Genomic DNA, 17,400 nt, shown 5'->3' with positions numbered 1-17,400 from the left:
TTGGCTATTGAAAAGTTGACATCTGTGGCGGGTGTTTCTCCAGTTCGCGGCGGGAGGCCCGGCGACGGCGCCACCGCACGAACCCGGCGACGAGCGCGACCGCCACCAGCGCGGCCAGGCCCGCGAGGAGCGGTGAGCGAGCGGCCAGCTCCAGCCACCCCCAGATCACCGAGTACAGGCCGAAGGAGGTCACCGGCACCCAGGTCAGGCAGCCCAGTGCGCTCGCCACGACGTACCAGGGGTAGGAGATCCGCAGCACCCCGGCCACCCAGGGCAGCGTGTGGCGCAGCCCTGGCACCCAGAAGCAGCCGTAGACGGCGAGCGCGCCCCACTTCCTGACGACGTTCTCGACCCGGGTGATGTTCTCCTGGCCGATCTTGGCGCCCAGGCGCGAGGCGTAGAGCCTGGAGCCCAGGGCGTGGCCGATCCAGTAGTAGGCCTGGAACGCGCCGAACAGGGCCACGCCACCGATGATCACCCAGAGCCACAGGGGCATGCCCAGGAAGGACGCGGAGGTCGGGTCGGGGATGCCCGCCACAACAGGTCGCATTCCGAACATCACCGCCGCGGTCGTTTCAGCTGCCTTTACTTGATATTAGGGCAGGCTTACCTGAGCCGACATGGCGGAGCCCTCCTTGGGCGCACCCGCCGGCCTGTGGGCGCACCGGCTGCAAGCGGACGTCAACTCCAAGGCAAGAACCGTGGCGTACACCTTGGGGTAACGAAAGAGGTGTCTGTCATGAGTCCGCGTAGCAGTGTGGCACCGGTGGTGGCGAGTGGAGTCGCGAGCGCACTCAAGCTGCTCGTCGCCACCCTCGCCTTCGCTGGAGCCTACCTGGGGGTGGAGGCCGCGTACGGCACTCCGGGCCAGGTGACGGCCGGTGCGCCGGCGCAGGCGCCGGTGCGGGCGGTGGAGCTGTCGTCGCGATCGATGCCCGCCACGGAGCGGGTCCCGGTCACCGTCGAGCGGGTCTCCGACACGGTCATGACGCCCGGTACGGTCATCGTCGGCGCGATCGACGCGCTCGGCCCCTGCGACCGGCCCTACCAGGCCAAAAGCCTCGTCGAGAACGACGACCCCCGGGCCACCGTCTCCTACGGCTGGCGCCTGGAGCGCTGGAGCCCCGGCACCCGCCGCTGGCAGGCATACCTGGGCACCGGGTCCGGCTTCACCGGCGAGAGCCAGGTCGTCGAGTGGCAGCCCAGGGTCGTGAACAACCCCGGCTGGTACCGCGTCGTGCTGTCGGTCTCCGGCGAGGCCCCGCTGCGCAGCGAGAGGTTCCTCGTCAAATGCTGATCCGCCCGCTGTCCGGCCTTCCGGGAAGAGCCGCTCCCGAAGATGGACCGGGTCTCGGAAGGACTCCTCCCGATCGTCCTTCTCCGGGGGCGGGAGCCGGGCATCAAGAGGGACCGGATCTCGTGGGGGACCTTCGCCCTCGTGACGCCTCAGCTGCCGAGTGAGCGCCGTGCCGCCTCCACCCACCGGTCCACGCCGACCCGCTCGGCCACCGCGAGGGCGTTCTCGTAGTGCGGCTTCACCGCGTCGGCGAAGCCCAGCCGCAGCGCCAGGTCACCCAGCGTCAGGGCGACGGGCCAGAGCGCGACCACCCCGGTCCCCGCGCCCGCGATCCGGTCGGCGAACGGCTTCAGCGTGTCGTACGCCTCGATCATCCGCTCCCGGTCGTCCAGCAGCATGCCCGCGAGGGCCCGCCAGATCATCGCCAGCTCGTAGAGGAAGTCGGGGCGCACGGGCGTCTTCACCGCGATGACCGCCCTGGCGTCCCGGTGGTGGCCCGCGGAGGCGAGAGCCACCGCGTAGGCGTCCAGGGTCCACTTGGCTCCGCGCTGGTGCGCCTCGGCGAGCGGCTCGACCATCTCGGCGGCCTGCCCGTTCACCAGGCGCAGGCAGAACGTGGTGATCAGCGGCAGGTCCTGGCGGCCCTCCAGCATCCCGGCCTTCGCGGTCAGCCGGGCGGCGTCGCGGTAGGCGCGCTCCGCCCCGGCGAAGTCACCGGCGATCATCAGACGCTGCCCGGCGTACCAGGCGACCACGGAGGCGGGCGCGGACAGGCCGTACTGCCTGGCGAGCTTCTCGGCGGCGGCCACGTGCGCGTCGGCCTCGGCGAACGCGCCCGAGGCGGCGGCGCACTCCATCAGCACCAGGTGGGCGAGGGCCTGCACCGAGATCTGCCCGGTCGCCTTGCCGACCTCCAGCAGCTCCCTGCCGATGACCTCGCGCTCGCCCACCGGGGTGATGCCGTACGACTGGCGCAGCCGCCCGCTCAGCGCGGTCGCGAGCAGGGCGGGGTCACCGGAGCGGCGGGCCAGCTCCTCGGCCTCCAGCGAGGCCTGCTCGCCCCGGGGGGTCGCCGATCCCTCCAGCTCCAGGGCGAGGGTGGCGAGCAGGCTCGCCCGCAGCGACTGCTCGCCGGCGGGCAGCTCGACGAGCGCCTGCTCGGCGACGTCGACGATCTCCCAGGCCGTACGGGTGAAGTCGCGGGCCATGCCCTTGTGCGGCACCGCGAGCGAGGCGGCCACCCGGGCGGTGAGCTCCAGGTTGCCCAGGGGCAGCGCCGCGTCCATCGCCTCGCGCCGCCGTCTGCGGGCCGCGGCCATGTCGCCGCAGAGCGCGAGGGCCTTGATCAGCCGCAGGGTGAGCAGCAGTCGCTCCCTGGTGCTGTCGGGAGTGTGGGCGACGCCCGACCTGTCGAAGGCGGCGATGGCCTGCTCCCACAGGGTGGCCGCCTCGCGGTGGGCGAAGCGCCGCTCGGCCTGCTCGGCGGCGAGGCCCGCGTAGTGGACCGTCTTGCCGGCGGTCTCGCCGGTGCCCGCGGAGTGGTAGTGGTGGGCGAGCGCTGCCACGTCGCCGGGATTCCTGCGCTCGATCACCGAGGCGACCGCGGCGTGCAGCCGGGAGCGGCGCAGCCGGGAGGCGTCGGAGTACAGGGTGTCGCGGACCAGGTCGTGGTCGAAGCGCAGCCTGCCGGGACCGGGTTCGGTGACCAGGCCGGCGAGCAGCGCCGCCTCCACCGCGTCGACCACGGCGTCCTCGTCGCCCGAGACGTCGACGAGCACGTCCACGTCCACGTCTCGGCCGATCACCGCGGCCTGCAACAGGATCTGCTGGGCGATCGCGGGCAGCCGGGAGACGCGCCTGCGCAGTACGTCGCGGACGCCGGAGGGCACGCCGGAGATCACCTCGGCGGCCGTCGCGCGGTCGCTCACCGCCTCGGCGTCGAGCAGGCGCACCGTCTCGCGGACGAAGAAGGGGTTGCCGCCGGTGCGCTCGACGATGCTGCTGACCGCGTCCTCGTCGACCTCGCGCACGCACGTCGCCCTGACCAGCTCGGCCACCGCCTTGGTGTCGAGTCCGGTGAGGCCGACCCGCACCGGACCGAGCCTGGCCAGCGCGGCCAGCACGTCGGCCTGCTGGTCGCTGAGCTCGCTGTCCCGGCAGGTCACCACGAGCAGCACCCGGCTGGTGGCGAGCAGGCTCGGCAGCGCGCGGAGCAGCGCCAGCGTCTGGTCGTCGGCCCAGTGCAGGTCCTCCAGGGTGAGCAGGATCGGCGTCTCCTTGGCGACGGCGGCGAGATAGCCGCCCACCGCCCGGTGCAGCCGGAACCCGCCGGAGGCCTGGTCGTCGTCTGGCTCGGGGGCCGCGTCGTCGAGGAGCGGCGCCAGCAGCGAGGCGTACTCGCCGGGCCCGGCCGCGTTCACCAGGGTGCGCAGGATCTCCACCCAGGCCCAGCCGGGAGGCGTGGCGCTGCTGTCGGGGCAGGCGCCGGAGGAGATGCCCCACCCGTCGTCGGAGAGCCGCCTCATGAGCTGGCGGACCAGGGTGGTCTTGCCCGCGCCCGCGTCGCCGCTGATCACCGCGACGGTGAAGCGGCCGGTTCTCGCCGCGGCGGTGGTGAGCCTGCCCAGTTCGGCGTCGCGGCCGACGAACGGCTCGGGCTCCAGCGGGGGAAGCTCCACCTGGGCCACCGTCGGCCTGGGCGGCCAGGTCTCCGCGGCCACCTGCTGGCGCTGCCTGGACGGCGCCGAGGGGGCGAGCTGCAGGCCGGGGTCCTGGGACAGGATGTCGGACTCCAGCTTGCGCAGCGCCGGGCCGGGGTCGATGCCCAGCTCGTCGGAGAGGATCGTGCGCGCCCGGCGCAGCGCCGCCAGCGCGTCGCCCTGCCGTCCGCAGCGGTACAGGCCCAGGGCGAGCAGCCGCCAGCCCTCCTCGCGGAGCGGGTGCTCGGTGGTGAGCGCCTCCAGGTCGGGCACGGACTCGGCGGGCAGGCCCAACCGCAGGCCGCTGTCGGCGTGCCGCTCGCGGGCCACCAGGCGCAGCTCGGCGAGCCGGTTGACCTCGGCCTCGGCCCACGGCTGGTCGGCGAAGTCGGCGTAGGGGGTGCCTCGCCACATGCTCAGGGCCTTCTCCAGGCGAGCCCGCGCGGAGGCGGGGTCGTCGCCCTCCAGGTGCTCTCCCGCGGTGCGGACCAGCGTCTCGAAACGCAGCGCGTCGACCTGGTCGGGAGCGGCGCGCAGCGCGTAGCCCGAGGCCACGGTCACCAGCAGCCGGTTCGGCCCTCCGCGCGGACGTCCCGGCTCCAGCACCCGGCGCAGCCGGGAGATGTAAACCTGGAGCCCCGACTGGGCGCCCTTGGCCGCGTCGTCGTCCCACAGGTCGTACAGCAGCGAGTCGACGGGAACGACCTGCCCGCGCGCGACGAGCAGGCGCGCCAGGACCGCACGTTGACGGAGCCCGCCCAGGTCGAGCTCGTCTTCACCTGAATGCGCCTCGACCGGGCCGAGAACTCGGAACGCCACCATGTCAGCCGCCACGCTATGTGGGCCTTCCAATCGCATACAAGGTATTTCCCAATCTAGCGGCTGATCGACTCCTTTTCGGCGGCCGTCGCGGCGTTCTCACGCCTGCGCAGGAAGGTCCAGGCTCCCAGAGCCAGCCCGCCGAAGGGGATTTCGACAGTGTAGGTCCAGAACCCGAAAAGCAGGGCGGCGGCGGTGGCGGAGTCGAGGGGGGCGCCGAAGAAGACCAGTGCGCCGATGGTTCCGGCCTCCATGATCCCGGTACCGCTGGGAGTCACCAAGGCCGTGGTCAGGACCCTCGACAGGGCGAAGGCGGCGATCGACTGCGCCAGTCCGGGATAGGCGCCGGTCGCCTGCAGGCAGACGACGAGAATCAGCCACTGGAAACCCAGAAAGAAGATCATTCCCAGCGTGAGCCCGGCCCAGCGGTCCCTCACGATCTCGGAGGTGTCGGCCCGCAGCTTGGACAGCGCCTCGGAGGCGGAGTGCTCGCCGGGACGGATCCGGCGGGGGAGCAGACGGGTGAGGGCGTCGAGACCGCGACCCAGGACGTTCGCGGCGCGGTCCCAGTACAGGGCGGCGGTCACCACGGCGACCAGGCCCAGGATGGAGAGCGCACCCACCCAGCCCGCCCTCGTCACCGTGGGGCTGAGCGACTGCCCGCTGAACAGCAGGGCGACGATGCCCGCCGCGGGCAGCAGGAAGCGGAACAGGGTGTTCCAGATGCCGGTGGTCAGCGTGGAGACCACGACCGCCCGCGCGGGAAACCCCCAGCCCCTGGTCATCGCGAACGTCATCGCCACCCCGGCCGCGCCGCCGAAGGGGAGCAGGTTGCTCACCGCGCTGCCGCCCGCGTTCAGCGTGAGGGCCTGCAGGTGGGTCAGCCCGGGAAGGGAGGCGGTGAGCACGAACGTGTAGGCGAGGAGGCTGAGCAGCCAGACGACGGTCATCAGCGCGACCTCCCGCGGACCCAGCGCGGCGAACTGCGCGCCGATCTGCGCCCAGGAGACGTGCTTGCCCGTCAGGACCGCCACGACCTGGGGCATGAAGAACACGAGCGTGGCGGCGAGTGCCAGCGACACGACCGACAGCCCGACCTGGAACAACCTGCTCTTCATGCGACACGACCGCTCTTCACCCGATATCCCCGACCCAGTCTGCCGCCACCGAACTCATCCTTTGGGAGGAACTTCGAAGGGGTGCCTCAGCCGGGAGCCCAGGGGGGCGTCCCTGCGGACATACCACTCGGTGCCGAAGACGAGACGGTAAAGAGGCTGGGGGATCTTGAGCATCACCCCGAGGGTGCGGGTGTCGGCGCCGGTGGCCTGGGAGGCGTGGGCGGCCATGCTCGCCCGCTTCTGGCGGGCGAAACGCCGCACGGGGACCCGGTGGGTGATCACCTCGCCGGGGGAGTACGCCCGCTCGAAGGCCCGGATGTCGAGCTGCGGATAGAACCTCCTCGCGAGCCGCAGCCCCCGCAGCAGGGGGTCGCGGTTGACGGTCGCCTCCAGCACGATCGGGGTCTTCGCGATCTCGGCCGCCCTGCCGCCGACCCGGTGCACCTGGACGTGGTCGGGGTGGCCGTAGCCGCCCGCGGGGTCGTAGGTCGTCAGCAGGTCGGCCTTCTCCTCGGTGAGGATGGCGGCGAGCCGCCGGGCGGCCTCCTCGGCGTCGGCGTCGATGAAGGCGTCGTCCGGCCGGTCGTCGGCGATCCCGCCGCCGGGGGCGAGCCCGGAATCGCCGTAGCCGAGGTTCACCACCCGGGCGCAGCCGAGTGCCGCGGCCGACTTGTACAGCTCGGCCATACGGGCGGCGCCCAGCGCCTCACCGGGTTCGAGGTCGGCCTGGCCTCGCTCACCCGAGGTCGCCACGACGAGGACCACCCGGTGGCCCTCGGCGGCGAGCATCGCCATGGTGCCCGCGGTCAGCAGGGCCTCGTCGTCGGGATGGGCATGAAAGAACACTGCTGTCTTGACGCTGCTGATCAGGCTCACTCCGTTCGCGCGACGCGGATGCGCCCTCAGGGGCACGCAGGCATGATCTCACGCGGGTCTACGCTGGCACGGTGAGGATCCTCCACATCAGTGACTGTTACCTGCCGCGCCTCGGCGGGATCGAGGTGCAGGTCGCCGATCTGATCCGGACGCAGCGGGAGGCGGGCCACGACGTCGAGGTGGCGACCGCCACCCCGGGGGAGAGCCTTCCCGGGGTGCACAGGATCGTCGCGAGACTCCCCTTCGACCTGCCGGTCCACCCGTTCGGTACCGGACACCTGCTCCGCCTGATCGGAGCGCGGCGGCCCGAGGTGGTGCACGTGCACACGGGGGCGGTCTCGCCGTTCGCCTGGATGGGCGTGCGGGCGGCGACCCGCGCGGGCCTGCCCGTGGTCGTCACCGTGCACAGCATGTGGGACCCGGTCACGCGGGCGCTCTACCGGGGGCTGCGGCTGCTGTTCGGGTGGCACCGCTGGGGGCTGGTGGGCACCGCGGTGAGCGAGGCCGCGGCCCTGCCGATCCGCGCGGTGGCCGGGCCCGGCGTGCCGGTGCACGTGGTCTCCAACGGCCTGGACGTCTCCGGCTGGCGCTCGGCGCACCTTCCCTCGGCTCCCCCGGTCTCTCCGGTCTCTCCGGCCTCTCCGGCTTCCCATGCCTCCCCCGCGGACGACGTACGAGCCGCGTCCCCCGCGGGAGACGCGCCGTCCGAGGCGGGCGTCGATCACGTGCCGTCCGAGCGGGAAGGCGGCCCGGTACAGCCGGTGCACGTCGTCGCGGTGGGGCGGCTCGCGCCCCGCAAGCAGCCGGTCCGGTTGCTGCGGCTCCTGCGGGAGGCCCGCGCCCAGGTGCCCGCCGAGACGCCGATGCGGGCGACCGTCGTCGGGGACGGCCCGGCCCGGTCGCAGATGGAGCGCTACCTGAGGACGAACGGCATGACCGGCTGGGTCTCGCTCCCCGGCCGCTACAGCCGGGACCAGATCCGCGAGCTGCTCGCCTCGACGGACGTGTTCGTCGCCCCCGCGCCCCGTGAGTCCTTCGGGCTGGCGGCACTGGAGGCGAGAGCCGCGGGGGTGCCCGTGGTGGCGCGTGCGCAGAGTGGGGTGGCCGACTTCGTACGGCCGGGCAAGGAGGGACTCCTCGGGCGGACTTTCGACGACCTGGTCGCGTCGGTGGCGAGGCTGGTCCGCGACCGCGAGTTGCGCGAGTCGATCGCGGCGAACAACCGGGAGACCGAGCCCGTCCACAGTTCCTGGCCCGCGGTGCTCGAAGGCTTCGAACGCTGCTACGAGCAGGCGCGCGCCGGCCGGACCTGAGAGCCGGGCCCGGGTGAGAGGGCCGGTGGACGGGAGGCCGAGGCGGGGGCCGGTGTCCGGCGGGACGCCGTCGCGAGGCCGGGCGGCGGCCGGGTGGCGGCCGGGTGGAAACGCGCAAGGCCCCTGCCGTGCGGTGGCAGGGGCCTTGCCGGAGATCGTCGGTACGGCCGCCGCGCCGCACTGCCCCCCGCAGGCGGAGCGGCGGCCGTACCCGGAGTGCCTCCTGCCGCCAGGAGGCACCGGTCCCTGGATCGTCCAAGAGGTTCAGGAGGTCCAGGAGGTCTAGGCGCAGGCCTCGACGAGCTTGGTGCTCGCCTCCTGGATCTTCGTCACCAGCGACGTCGCGGCCGTCGCGGCCGCGGCCGGGTCGTTCGCATCGATCTTGGCCGACTCGAACGAGGTGGCGAGGTCGGTGAGGGCGGTGGCCACCTCACCGTCGGCCGTGGCCGCGAGCGCCTTGAGGTCGGCGGCGAGCTTGGCGGTGGCGTCGTTGTACTTGGTGAGATCACCGGCGCTCGACGTGGCGGCGGTGGTGAAGTCCGCGAAGGGCTTCGACCACGCGGCCTCCGTGCAGACCGCGCTGTTGGAGGACGACCCGCCGCAGGCGGCGGTCATCGATATGAGAGCGACTCCCGCTGCGGCGACGGCGAGGCGGCGGGAGGAGAGGGCGCGGAACATTTCTGCCTTTCATTGCATTTCGTGACAGTTGGAACTGTAGGCAGGGTTCCTTGCGGATCACTTTCATGACACTTACAGGAGTGACTCCTGTGACCTGACGTGATTTTGCCCCCGCCGAGGGTAAGTGCGGGGCATGGCTGAGGCGATCGTCGATCCCGGTTCCGGTCAGCACTCGCTCAAGCGGGTCATCGGGCGCAGGGTCCTCCTTCTGTTCGTGGTGGGCGACATTCTCGGTGCCGGGATATACGCCCTGGTGGGGAAGGTCGCCGGCCACGTCGGCGGGGCGTTGTGGGTGCCCTTCCTGGTGGCCTTCGTGCTGGCGGCGCTGACGGCGACCGCCTACGCCGAACTTGTCGGCAAATATCCCCAGGCGGCCGGTGCCGCGCTTTATGCGAACAAAGCGTTCAACATTCCCTTTGTCACGTTCATTGTGGCGTTCGCGGTGTTGATGAGCGGCATCACCTCCGCGAGCGCCGCCGCGCGGGCCTTCGGCGGCGACTACCTCGGGGAGTTCGTCACGCTGCCGGTCGTCGTCGGCGCGTTCATCTTCCTCGGCCTGATCACGCTGGTGAACTTCGCCGGGATCTCCGAGTCCATCAAGGTCAACGTGGTGCTCACGATCATCGAGGCCTTCGGCCTGCTGGTGATCATCGCGATCGGGATCTTCGCCCTGCTGTCCGGCGACGGCGAACCGGCGCGGGCGCTGGAGTTCCATCCGGTCAACGGCGCCTTCCTCGGGATCCTGGGCGGCACGGCCCTCGCCTTCTACGCGCTGCTCGGCTTCGAAGACTCGGTCAACCTCGCGGAGGAGGCCAAGGAGCCGCAGCGAGACTTTCCCCGCGCTCTCTTCGGCGGCCTGACCATCGCGGCGGTCATCTACCTGGGGGTCGCGTTCACGGCGACCATGCTGGTCGACACCAGGACGCTGGTGGACTCGTCCGGTCCGTTGCTCGAGGTCGTCAAGGTCGCCGGGCTGGCGTTCCCGCCCAAGTTGTTCGCCCTCATCGCGTTGCTCGCGGTGGGCAACACCGCGCTGATCAACATGCTCATGGCCTCGCGCCTGGTCTACGGCATGGCGCGTGAGGGAATCGTGCCCAAGATCTTCGGGACGGTCCACTCGACGAGGTCCACCCCGTGGGTGGCGATCGTCTTCACCGTGGGCGTCGCGGCGGTGCTCGTCGCCACCGGCGACATGAGCGACCTGGCGGACACCACGGTGCTGCTGTTGCTGTGCGTCTTCGCGATAGTGAACGTGGCCGTGCTGATCCTCCGCAAGGACCGTGTCGATCACGATCACTTCCGGGCGCCGAGCTGGATGCCGGTTCTCGGGGCGGTGGTCTGTCTCGTCCTGACGTTGCCGATCACCGGCAGGGACGCGGACGTCTATCTCCGCGCGGGGGTCCTGCTCGCGATCGGTGCGGTCCTCTGGTTCGTCAACCGGTTGTTCCTGTCAGAAGGGCAGGGCCCGTCCTGAGGGGGTGCGGAGGTCCAGAGCGATGGGTTTCCGTGGCGGCCGGGGCTTTTGGAGGATAAGAACCTTTTTCATGTGATACTCCCTCTTTGTTGGAGTTTGAGAGAGACTACGTCAACTGACCGACTTTTTCACGGATTTTTTACCCAGCTCGTGTTGATCTGTACCGGCAGGACGGGGTGCGAGTGTGCCGGGCGGCGTGATCGCGCGGATGTCGGGGCCCGAGAGGGCGGGGAAGGGCAGCGAAGGGGAGGTCTGACCTTCGGTGTCCCGGCTGCGGCGTCGAGGGCTCTGTCGTGGCGTTTGGGAGAAATAGTCCGCCATGTCCGCAGACTAGGAGGCCGATGTTTCCGGCAAGGACACCGTTTGTTCCAAGTCCGCGACCTCGGCGGCGATCTCCGGGGCGACGACGGTCCGGTGGCGGCGGCGATGCCGACGGTGCCGGCGGATTCGGGGAGTCTCAGGAGTCCCGGGAGTCCCGGAGGTCTCAGCGGCGGAGCACGAAGGCCTTCTCGTCGTCGCCCACGCCGACCGAGCCCACCGCCCACAGCGTTTCGCTGCCCGGCACCCGGGTCAGGACGGCGCCGCCCACGTCGTCGGTCTCCTCGTACTGCTGGGTGGCGGCGTAGGTGCGGAACAGCGGGCCGTACTCGCGTGACCAGGCGGTGCCGTCGAAGTGGAGGATGAGCGCCTGTCCGGCGTGGTCGGCGTCGACGCCGCTGATCCACACGTCGGAGCCGGAGGCGGTGACCCCGTACAGGCCTCCCCGGGAGACCGGCACCTCGACCCGCGTCCAGCGGGTCCCGTCCCAGCGCATGACGAGCGGCTGCGCCCCCTCGGCACCTCGCGTCTGCGACCCGGTCTCCTGGCCGGTCGAGATCCGTCCGACCGCCCACACCTCCGACGGCGAGACCTGCCAGACCGCGCTGAGACGACCGCCTTGGACCGGCGGCGTCTCCAGGCTCTCCCACGATCCGGCGGTGCCGCGCCAGACCAGCGGGGTGCGGGTCTCGCTCGTTCCCACCGCCCAGACGTGTCCCTGCCCGGAGGTGATCGCCTCGAAGGTGCCCTGCGTGGTCAGCACGTTACGGAAACCGCCGTCCGCCCGCTCCAGGACGACCGCGCCCGAGGGGCCGTTCGCGGCGAACCACGTGCCGCCGCCTGTCGCGACGTCGGCCAGCCGGTAGTCCTCGGCCACCCCGAAGGGCCGGTGCGAGGTCCACGCCCGCCCGTTCCAGTGCGCGGCGAACGCGCTCGGGCCGTTGCCCACCACCCACACGTCGTCGGGTCCGGCCGCGCCGACCCCCTCCAGGTGGTGGACCTCGGCCTCGTCGCCCAGGGAGATCTCCCTCCAGCGGCTTCCGTTCCAGCGAAGGACGGCGGGCGTGCCCTCCCGGTCCTCCGCGCCGTCCTGGTATCCGACCGCCCAGGCGTCGCGGGGCCCGGTCGCCACCACGTCGAGCAATGCCGTCGCGCCCGACAGGTTCGCGCCCCCCACGGCCGTCCACTCGGCGGACGCGGCGACCGCCCCGGTCGCCGCCGGACTCGCCTGGCTCGCCGACGGGGCCCCTGGCGCCGGGCTCGGAGAACTCGGGGAAGGGGAGGCGGGGGCCGGCGAGGCGGTGCCGCCCGGTGCGACGGTGGGGTCGGGCGTCGCGGGGGCACCTCCGCACGCGGCGATCAGGAGCGTACCGACGACCATGACCGCCATCGGGCGCGCTTTCACCATGTCCCCATTGTTCCGCATGCCTTCGCGATCCGGTCGTGCTCCGCGTGATTAGACCCGCCTGGCCGGGGCACCGGGGACGTAAGCGGGAGAGGATGTCGATGGCGAAGGCTGAAGAGGGCGGCAGACTCCGTGTTCGAGCCGACGAACACCGTGATTTCATCGCCCTGCACGCGGTGGGGGCACTGGACTACGGGTCCTCGCCACTGCTGAAGGAACAGGCCGACGTCGCGTTGGGAGCGACGGATCACCCTCGCCTGGTGATCGATCTCACCGAGGTCACCTTCTGCGACTCCACCGGGTACGGCGTGCTCATGTACGCCCTCGACCGGGTTCGCCGGCTGGCGGGCTCGCTCGTCCTCGTCGGCCTCTCCGCCGTGATGCGGCAGCGGCTGGGGCGCCTCGGGGTGGCCGATCTGTTCGATACCTGTCGCACGGTCGAGGAGGCGGTGGAGGCGTTTCCCGAGGTGACATGAGTGGTCACGTTTCTCCGCACTAGAGCGATCCGCGCCGTATGAGACAGTTATGGTTGCTTGGGCAAAGGGTCGGTTCAGAAGGTTGGTCATGTTCGTGGGAGATGAGCCGGAGTCGGTTTTCACCGCCACATCCGGGCTGCACGGTACGACACTCGTCGTACGGGCGAGCGGAGAGCTTGATCACTACCACACGTCGGTGCTCCGCGAGGAGATGGGAAGGGCCTGGGGCTCCCTGCCCTCACCGAGGCTCATCCTCGACCTGTCCGCCCTGACCTTCTGCGACTCCTCCGGGATCGGCGAGCTGCTCCAGGTGCGTCACCAGGGGCTGAGCAGAGGGGTGCGGGTGATCCTCACCGGCGTTCAGGGCAACCTGGCCCGGCGTCTCAACCTCGCCGGCCTGACCCAGGTGTTCGAGGTGCTCCCCTCCGTGGCCGACGCGCTCGAGGTGGCCTGAGCCCTCGCGAACGGCCCCGGGGCGACGAGAAGACCGGCGCGGAGGAGCGCCGGAGGATCGGCCCGATCCCCGGCGGGTCAGACGGCGGCCTGGGTGGCGTGCTCCTGCCGCAGCCGGACACCGTCGACGCGTCCCTCGCGCTCGCGGAGGATGGTGCGGAGCACCCGCAGGCCGTCGCGGACGGCGTGCAGGTTGCTGGCGCCGTGAATGCGACTGCGCTCGTGGCTGGGAACCTCGCGGATGACGAGACCGGCCTGGGCGGCGCGGATGTTCATGAGGGTCTCGATCTCGAAGCCGTCGCAGTCGAGGTCGAGCGCGTCGAGGTGGCGGGCCCAGAAGGCGTTGTACCCGTAGCACAGGTCGGTGTAGCGGGTGCCGTACAGCAGGTTGGTCACCTTGGTCAGCATCGTGTTGCCGAGCGAGCGGATCGGGCTGATGTCGTCCGAGCCTCCGCCGGGGGCACAGCGAGACCCCTTGGCGAAGTCGGCTCCCTCGACCAGCGCGGTCACGAAGGAGTGGATCTCCCGGCCGTCGGTGGACCCGTCGGCGTCGATCATGACGATGATGTCACCGGTCGCGGCGGCGAACCCCTCGGTGAGAGCGTTGCCCTTGCCCTTGCCCGTCTGGCTGACGACGCGCAGCCCGGGCCGCAGGGTTCTGGCGACGGCGACGGTGTCATCGGTGGAGTTGCCGTCGACCAGGATCACCTCGTCGATCCAGGACGGCAGGGTCGCGAAGACGTGCGGGAGGTTCTCCGCCTCGTTCATGGCGGGGACGACCACGCTGACACTGAAAGGAAAAGGGGCGCTGTTCATGGCCACAGGGTTGAACACACCACCTGCAGAACACTTGAAAGCCTCTTGCAAGCCCTCACGTGACAGAGGATCGTGCCTTTTGACCTCCCCTTGGGGGTAGCGGGAGGGTCTCTTCGCCGACCGTTCCAAGGGGAGGCACGACCCGATGCGGATCGTGAGGGCTGTCAGAAGGGGAGCGTGCGACCCGAAGGGCTGCGCAGGTCGAGTGGCACCGGCTCACGGGGTGGACGCGGACGTTGTACGAGCAGGATCCTTTTCACGGTGCCGCTCCATTCTGGGCTTGATCACCGGGTGTTACCCACGCCAGGCCCAAGAATCACCTATCTCCGTATCACATGAAGAACACTGGCCACACGTTCCGCGGCCGTCGCGACGTCCTCCGCGTGGCCGATGCGCCCCGCCCAGGACAGCCAGAACCACCACTCGCCGTCCTCCTCGTGGGCGGCGAGCACGTCCTCGGTCCTGGCCGGGGCCATGGGGTTGATCACATGAAGTCGTGGATAAAGCCCTGCGGCCGACCTCAGGCGCACCTGAAAGGCGTGCGCCTCCAACTGGGTGGCCAACCGACGCAGGTGGTCGATACCTTCGCCGCGCTCTGTCATCATCCGGATCACTCCTGGCGGACACTGGTGACTTGCCTCTCTGCAGAGTGCGGTTTTGTGGCACTTGAGGCAATCGGTCCCTCCGCAACCCCCTCCGGGAACAGTGGAATAGACCGGAAAGTCATGGATGTTCCGTGGGGAAACCGCGAATAAACGGAATGCCGCGCACAGCTGCGTTTACGTTGAGGTGCGTGCTTGTTAATGTTGTGTAAACAGCAAGTGGGAGGGGCGCCGTGGCCCGAGGTGAGCATTCGCCGGCATGCGCGCGACGCTGGCGCGAGCAGGCGGCGTCCAGGCAGTGGACCCACTGGCAGACCGCGCAGGCCATTCACGGCTGCTGCGGGGTGAGCCTGCTCAAGGCACACCGGCTGGCCAGGGGCTGGTCGGCCAGGCAGTCCGTTCAGGAACTGGAGGAGCTCTGTGAGCGCCAGGACCTGGGCGAGGCGCGGGCCAGCATCGACCTGCTCAACGCCTGGGAGAACAACCGGGCACGGCCGCGCCCGCAGACCATCGATCTACTGGCTCGACTTTACCGTGCGAACGCCGTCAGGCTAGGCCTGGCCGGAGATTACTGCGAGGACGGCGGGGGCGCCAAGGTCGTGGTCGTCTCCGGTGGCGAGGGCCGCACGCCCTACCAGACGGAGGAGCGGGAACGGTCCGAAGACGACATCGAGCGGCGCGCGCTGTTCCACCACGCCCTGCTCGGCTCACGGTCGGTGATGACCGGCCGGCTGCTCGCCGAGGTCGAGCGGACCCGTCAGGACCTGGACCGTACGCTCGCCGTCTCCACCGTCTCCGAGGAGCAGCTCGACCGGCTCGACGAGCAGGTGCTGCGCTACCGGCGCGAATACATCAGCAGCGCGCCGGTGCCGATGCTCTACCGGCTGATGCTGGAGCTGTCGGACGTGCGGACGCTCTCGCTGGCCCGCCAGCCCGCGATGGCCCAGCGCCGCCTGCTCAACGCCACCGTGATGCTGGCGCTGCTCTCGGCCGACGCGCTGATGAAGCTCGGCGACACCCGCCAGGCCCACGCCTGGTACGGCACCGCGCGCAACGCCTCCGACGACATGGGCGACGTGCGGCTGCGCGCCCTCGTCCGGGCACAGCAGGCGATGCTCCCCTACTACTACGGCGACCTCGCCGAGACCGTGCGGCTCGCCCGCGAGGCCAGGATGCTCGCCGGCAGCGCCCCCAGCTCACCGGCGGCGCTCGGCGCGGCGGCGGAGGCGCGGGCGCTGGCACGGATGGGCGAGCACAAGGCCGCGAGGGTCGCGCTGGCCGAGGCGGAGCGCATCTTCGCCAAGATGCCTCCCGAGGGCCACGACCACCTGGCTTTCCGCTTCTCCGAGCGGCGGCTGCAGTTCTACCGGATCGGCACCCTGATCGAGCTCGGCGAGGACGTCGACTGGAACCCGGGACCCGCGGGGCCCTCGGTGCCGTACGCGATCGACCCGGTCCTCCTCCTGCTCGACCAGGCCGCGCACCTGGTCCGCGACGGCAAGGTCGAGGACGCCTGCCACCTGGCCGAGAAGGCCCTGCTCCAGGTTCCGCCGGAGCACCGCACCTCCATCGTGCTCAACCGAGCGAAGGCGCTGCTGTCGGAGGTGCCGCAGACCAGAAACAGGGCGGCGGCGGTGCGACGTCTGAACGACCTGGTCACCGGCGCGGCGCCGGTCAGCTGATGAACTCGCTCGCCGAGGAGGCGTTCACCGTCTTGCGGGAGGTCTGCGAGAACCTCGGCATCGACCACAGGGACGCGGAGCTGCTGAGGGTGCGCAGCAACGCCGTCTTCAAGCTGCGCAGTGAGATCGTGGTCAGGATCGCCACCGCTCCCAACGCGCTGACCCGGCTGCCGCTCGTCCTCGCGGTGGCCCGCTGGCTCGCCGAGCAGGGGTTCCCCGCGGTGCGCCCGGCCGACGAGATCTCCGAGCAGCCCGTGGTGCACGAGGGCAGGGTCGTCACCTTCTGGCACTACGTCCCGGCGAGCGGCCGTCCCACCACCACGGAGCTGGGCGAGATCCTGCGCAGCCTGCACCTGCTGCCGGTGCCGCCGGTGGCGTTGCGGCGTTTCGTCGACCCGCTGTGCGAGGTGCGTCGCGCCGTGGACCGCTCCGAAGAGCTCACCGCCTGCCAGCGGGCGTGGCTGCGCGACCGCATCGCGGAGCTGACGGAGCGCTGGTCGGATCTCGGCATGGACGACTCGCCGGTGCTGCTGCACGGCGACGCGTGGATCGACAACCTGCTGCGCTGCACGGACGGGCACGTGGTGCTCTGCGACTGGGACGGCGTCGCGGTCGGGCCTCGCGAGTGGGACCTGGTCCACACCTACCACGGCCAGCGGCGCTTCGGCCTGACCGCCGCCGACGTGGACGCCTTCGCCGACGCGTACGGCAGTGACCTGCGCTCCTGGCCGGGATACTCCACCCTCATGGAGGTGAGGGACATCTACGCGGTGGGAATCCACATCCGCAACGCCGCCGCCGACCCCTTCTCCCGGCGCGAGCTTCCCCGAAGACTGAATTCCCTCACCCGAGGTGAGCAACATGCCCGGTGGTACATGGCCGAACCCGTTAGTGTCTCCCAGTAAAAATCTTCAAACGGGGGCACAAGATGCCAAAGGTCACACTGCGCAACACCTTCCACGTACAGAACACCGCGGCGGCGGTCCGTGCCCACCTGAGCCAGCCGCAGAGCTACGTGGGCCTCTCGCCGATGGTGGTCGCGGTCAAGGACGTCGAGCAGGGGGAGTCGGAGACCCGCTACACCTCGGTGGAGCGGTTCAGGTTCTTCGGCCTCGTCAAGTACGACAACATGATCAAGGTGACGCTGCGGAGCACGCCGCGGACCGTCGAGGGTGAGGTCGACAGCCCCGGCGGGGTGCGCCTGGACTACCGGTTCACCCTCAGCGAGAAGAACGGGGGCACCGAGGTCGAGGACATCCTCGTGGTGCACGCCTGGGCGAGGCCGATGCTGGGCTACGCCGCGAAGAAGGCCCGCGAGGTGCAGCTCGCCCGCGCCGGGATCCTCGCCGCCCGCCTCGCCTCCGCCTCCTAGGC

At 70.8% G+C, this 17,400-nt stretch carries 16 protein-coding genes; 8 read left to right on the top strand and 8 right to left on the bottom strand.

The genetic code is table 11. The features are described 5' to 3' along the window. Positions 1–4: 4 nt before the first annotated feature. Entirely contained in the window at positions 5–550 is a 546-nt protein-coding gene (locus AB0B90_RS37200) for a VTT domain-containing protein (RefSeq protein ID WP_350945273.1), read from the bottom strand. Positions 551–739: 189 nt separating this feature from the next. Between AB0B90_RS37200 and AB0B90_RS37195 the strand changes: the two genes are divergently transcribed. Then, on the top strand, positions 740–1,297 hold the full coding sequence (locus tag AB0B90_RS37195) for a hypothetical protein (RefSeq protein ID WP_362926581.1): 558 nt from the start codon (positions 740–742) through the stop codon (positions 1,295–1,297). A gap of 149 nt (positions 1,298–1,446) precedes the next feature. Here AB0B90_RS37195 and AB0B90_RS37190 read toward each other — a convergent pair whose 3' ends face one another. The 3 genes from AB0B90_RS37190 to AB0B90_RS37180 are packed head-to-tail and all read right to left on the bottom strand — an operon-like array spanning position 1,447 to position 6,845. Next, on the bottom strand, positions 1,447–4,830 hold the full coding sequence (locus AB0B90_RS37190; RefSeq protein ID WP_362926580.1) for a BTAD domain-containing putative transcriptional regulator: 3,384 nt from the start codon (positions 4,828–4,830) through the stop codon (positions 1,447–1,449). A 41-nt stretch (positions 4,831–4,871) separates the two neighbouring features. Next, the gene (locus AB0B90_RS37185) at positions 4,872–5,933 is read right to left on the bottom strand and encodes a lysylphosphatidylglycerol synthase transmembrane domain-containing protein (RefSeq protein WP_350945276.1); all 1,062 of its coding nucleotides are present in this window, start codon (positions 5,931–5,933) and stop codon (positions 4,872–4,874) included. Between the two features lie 54 nt (positions 5,934–5,987). Further along, positions 5,988–6,845, bottom strand: a complete 858-nt coding sequence (locus tag AB0B90_RS37180) for a PIG-L family deacetylase (RefSeq protein ID WP_350945277.1) — start codon at positions 6,843–6,845, stop codon at positions 5,988–5,990. Between the two features lie 35 nt (positions 6,846–6,880). Between AB0B90_RS37180 and AB0B90_RS37175 the strand changes: the two genes are divergently transcribed. Then, positions 6,881–8,122, top strand: a complete 1,242-nt coding sequence (locus AB0B90_RS37175; RefSeq protein WP_362926579.1) for a glycosyltransferase — start codon at positions 6,881–6,883, stop codon at positions 8,120–8,122. 282 nt (positions 8,123–8,404) lie between these two features. Here the strand turns inward: AB0B90_RS37175 and AB0B90_RS37170 are convergent, their stop codons facing one another. Beyond that, on the bottom strand, positions 8,405–8,800 hold the full coding sequence (locus AB0B90_RS37170; RefSeq protein WP_350945279.1) for a hypothetical protein: 396 nt from the start codon (positions 8,798–8,800) through the stop codon (positions 8,405–8,407). Positions 8,801–8,933: 133 nt separating this feature from the next. Here AB0B90_RS37170 and AB0B90_RS37165 point away from each other — a divergent pair, with 133 nt between their 5' ends. After that, the gene (locus AB0B90_RS37165) at positions 8,934–10,274 is read left to right on the top strand and encodes an APC family permease (protein WP_350945280.1); all 1,341 of its coding nucleotides are present in this window, start codon (positions 8,934–8,936) and stop codon (positions 10,272–10,274) included. A 484-nt stretch (positions 10,275–10,758) separates the two neighbouring features. Here the strand turns inward: AB0B90_RS37165 and AB0B90_RS37160 are convergent, their stop codons facing one another. Continuing rightward, the gene (locus AB0B90_RS37160; RefSeq protein ID WP_362926578.1) at positions 10,759–12,000 is read right to left on the bottom strand and encodes a hypothetical protein; all 1,242 of its coding nucleotides are present in this window, start codon (positions 11,998–12,000) and stop codon (positions 10,759–10,761) included. A gap of 98 nt (positions 12,001–12,098) precedes the next feature. Between AB0B90_RS37160 and AB0B90_RS37155 the strand changes: the two genes are divergently transcribed. Both AB0B90_RS37155 and AB0B90_RS37150 read left to right on the top strand, forming a co-directional pair. Next, a complete protein-coding gene (locus tag AB0B90_RS37155) occupies positions 12,099–12,473 on the top strand; it encodes an STAS domain-containing protein (protein ID WP_350945282.1) in 375 nt (124 codons plus the stop codon). Positions 12,474–12,561: 88 nt separating this feature from the next. Further along, positions 12,562–12,927, top strand: a complete 366-nt coding sequence (locus tag AB0B90_RS37150) for an STAS domain-containing protein (RefSeq protein WP_350945283.1) — start codon at positions 12,562–12,564, stop codon at positions 12,925–12,927. A 77-nt stretch (positions 12,928–13,004) separates the two neighbouring features. Here AB0B90_RS37150 and AB0B90_RS37145 read toward each other — a convergent pair whose 3' ends face one another. After that, positions 13,005–13,742, bottom strand: a complete 738-nt coding sequence (locus tag AB0B90_RS37145; protein WP_350945284.1) for a glycosyltransferase family 2 protein — start codon at positions 13,740–13,742, stop codon at positions 13,005–13,007. A gap of 320 nt (positions 13,743–14,062) precedes the next feature. Then, positions 14,063–14,347 (bottom strand): hypothetical protein, encoded by a 285-nt coding sequence (locus AB0B90_RS37140; RefSeq protein ID WP_350945285.1) that lies wholly within the window; start codon positions 14,345–14,347, stop codon positions 14,063–14,065. 230 nt (positions 14,348–14,577) lie between these two features. On the opposite strand from AB0B90_RS37140, the gene AB0B90_RS37135 reads away from it, so the two are divergent. Genes AB0B90_RS37135 through AB0B90_RS37125 form a run of 3 tightly spaced genes read left to right on the top strand, consistent with a single transcriptional unit; the run spans position 14,578 to position 17,398 of the window. Then, complete coding sequence (locus AB0B90_RS37135) at positions 14,578–16,026, top strand: helix-turn-helix transcriptional regulator (RefSeq protein ID WP_350945286.1); 1,449 nt, start codon at positions 14,578–14,580, stop codon at positions 16,024–16,026. Further along, entirely contained in the window at positions 16,026–16,931 is a 906-nt protein-coding gene (locus AB0B90_RS37130) for an aminoglycoside phosphotransferase family protein (RefSeq protein WP_350945287.1), read from the top strand. Before AB0B90_RS37135 ends, AB0B90_RS37130 begins: the two co-directional genes overlap by 1 nt. Positions 16,932–16,954: 23 nt before the next feature. Next, complete coding sequence (locus tag AB0B90_RS37125) at positions 16,955–17,398, top strand: SRPBCC family protein (protein WP_350945288.1); 444 nt, start codon at positions 16,955–16,957, stop codon at positions 17,396–17,398. Positions 17,399–17,400 lie beyond the last annotated feature (2 nt).

The organism is Streptosporangium sp. NPDC049078 (genome assembly GCF_040648855.1).
Classification (GTDB): domain Bacteria; phylum Actinomycetota; class Actinomycetes; order Streptosporangiales; family Streptosporangiaceae; genus Streptosporangium.
The sequence above is the reverse complement of the archived record's forward strand: the minus strand, read 5'-3'. Positions and strand labels throughout refer to the sequence as shown.

What these genes read in the sequence shown, in the direction of transcription:
- AB0B90_RS37200 (WP_350945273.1), bottom strand. Translation starts at nt 550, where the DNA reads ATGCGACCTGTTGTGGCGGGCATCCCCGACCCGACCTCCGCGTCCTTC.
- AB0B90_RS37195 (WP_362926581.1), top strand. Translation starts at nt 740, where the DNA reads ATGAGTCCGCGTAGCAGTGTGGCACCGGTGGTGGCGAGTGGAGTCGCG.
- AB0B90_RS37185 (WP_350945276.1), bottom strand. Translation starts at nt 5,933, where the DNA reads ATGAAGAGCAGGTTGTTCCAGGTCGGGCTGTCGGTCGTGTCGCTGGCA.
- AB0B90_RS37170 (WP_350945279.1), bottom strand. Translation starts at nt 8,800, where the DNA reads ATGTTCCGCGCCCTCTCCTCCCGCCGCCTCGCCGTCGCCGCAGCGGGA.
- AB0B90_RS37165 (WP_350945280.1), top strand. Translation starts at nt 8,934, where the DNA reads ATGGCTGAGGCGATCGTCGATCCCGGTTCCGGTCAGCACTCGCTCAAG.
- AB0B90_RS37160 (WP_362926578.1), bottom strand. Translation starts at nt 12,000, where the DNA reads ATGGTGAAAGCGCGCCCGATGGCGGTCATGGTCGTCGGTACGCTCCTG.
- AB0B90_RS37155 (WP_350945282.1), top strand. Translation starts at nt 12,099, where the DNA reads ATGGCGAAGGCTGAAGAGGGCGGCAGACTCCGTGTTCGAGCCGACGAA.
- AB0B90_RS37150 (WP_350945283.1), top strand. Translation starts at nt 12,562, where the DNA reads ATGTTCGTGGGAGATGAGCCGGAGTCGGTTTTCACCGCCACATCCGGG.
- AB0B90_RS37145 (WP_350945284.1), bottom strand. Translation starts at nt 13,742, where the DNA reads ATGAACAGCGCCCCTTTTCCTTTCAGTGTCAGCGTGGTCGTCCCCGCC.
- AB0B90_RS37140 (WP_350945285.1), bottom strand. Translation starts at nt 14,347, where the DNA reads ATGATGACAGAGCGCGGCGAAGGTATCGACCACCTGCGTCGGTTGGCC.
- AB0B90_RS37130 (WP_350945287.1), top strand. Translation starts at nt 16,026, where the DNA reads ATGAACTCGCTCGCCGAGGAGGCGTTCACCGTCTTGCGGGAGGTCTGC.
- AB0B90_RS37125 (WP_350945288.1), top strand. Translation starts at nt 16,955, where the DNA reads ATGCCAAAGGTCACACTGCGCAACACCTTCCACGTACAGAACACCGCG.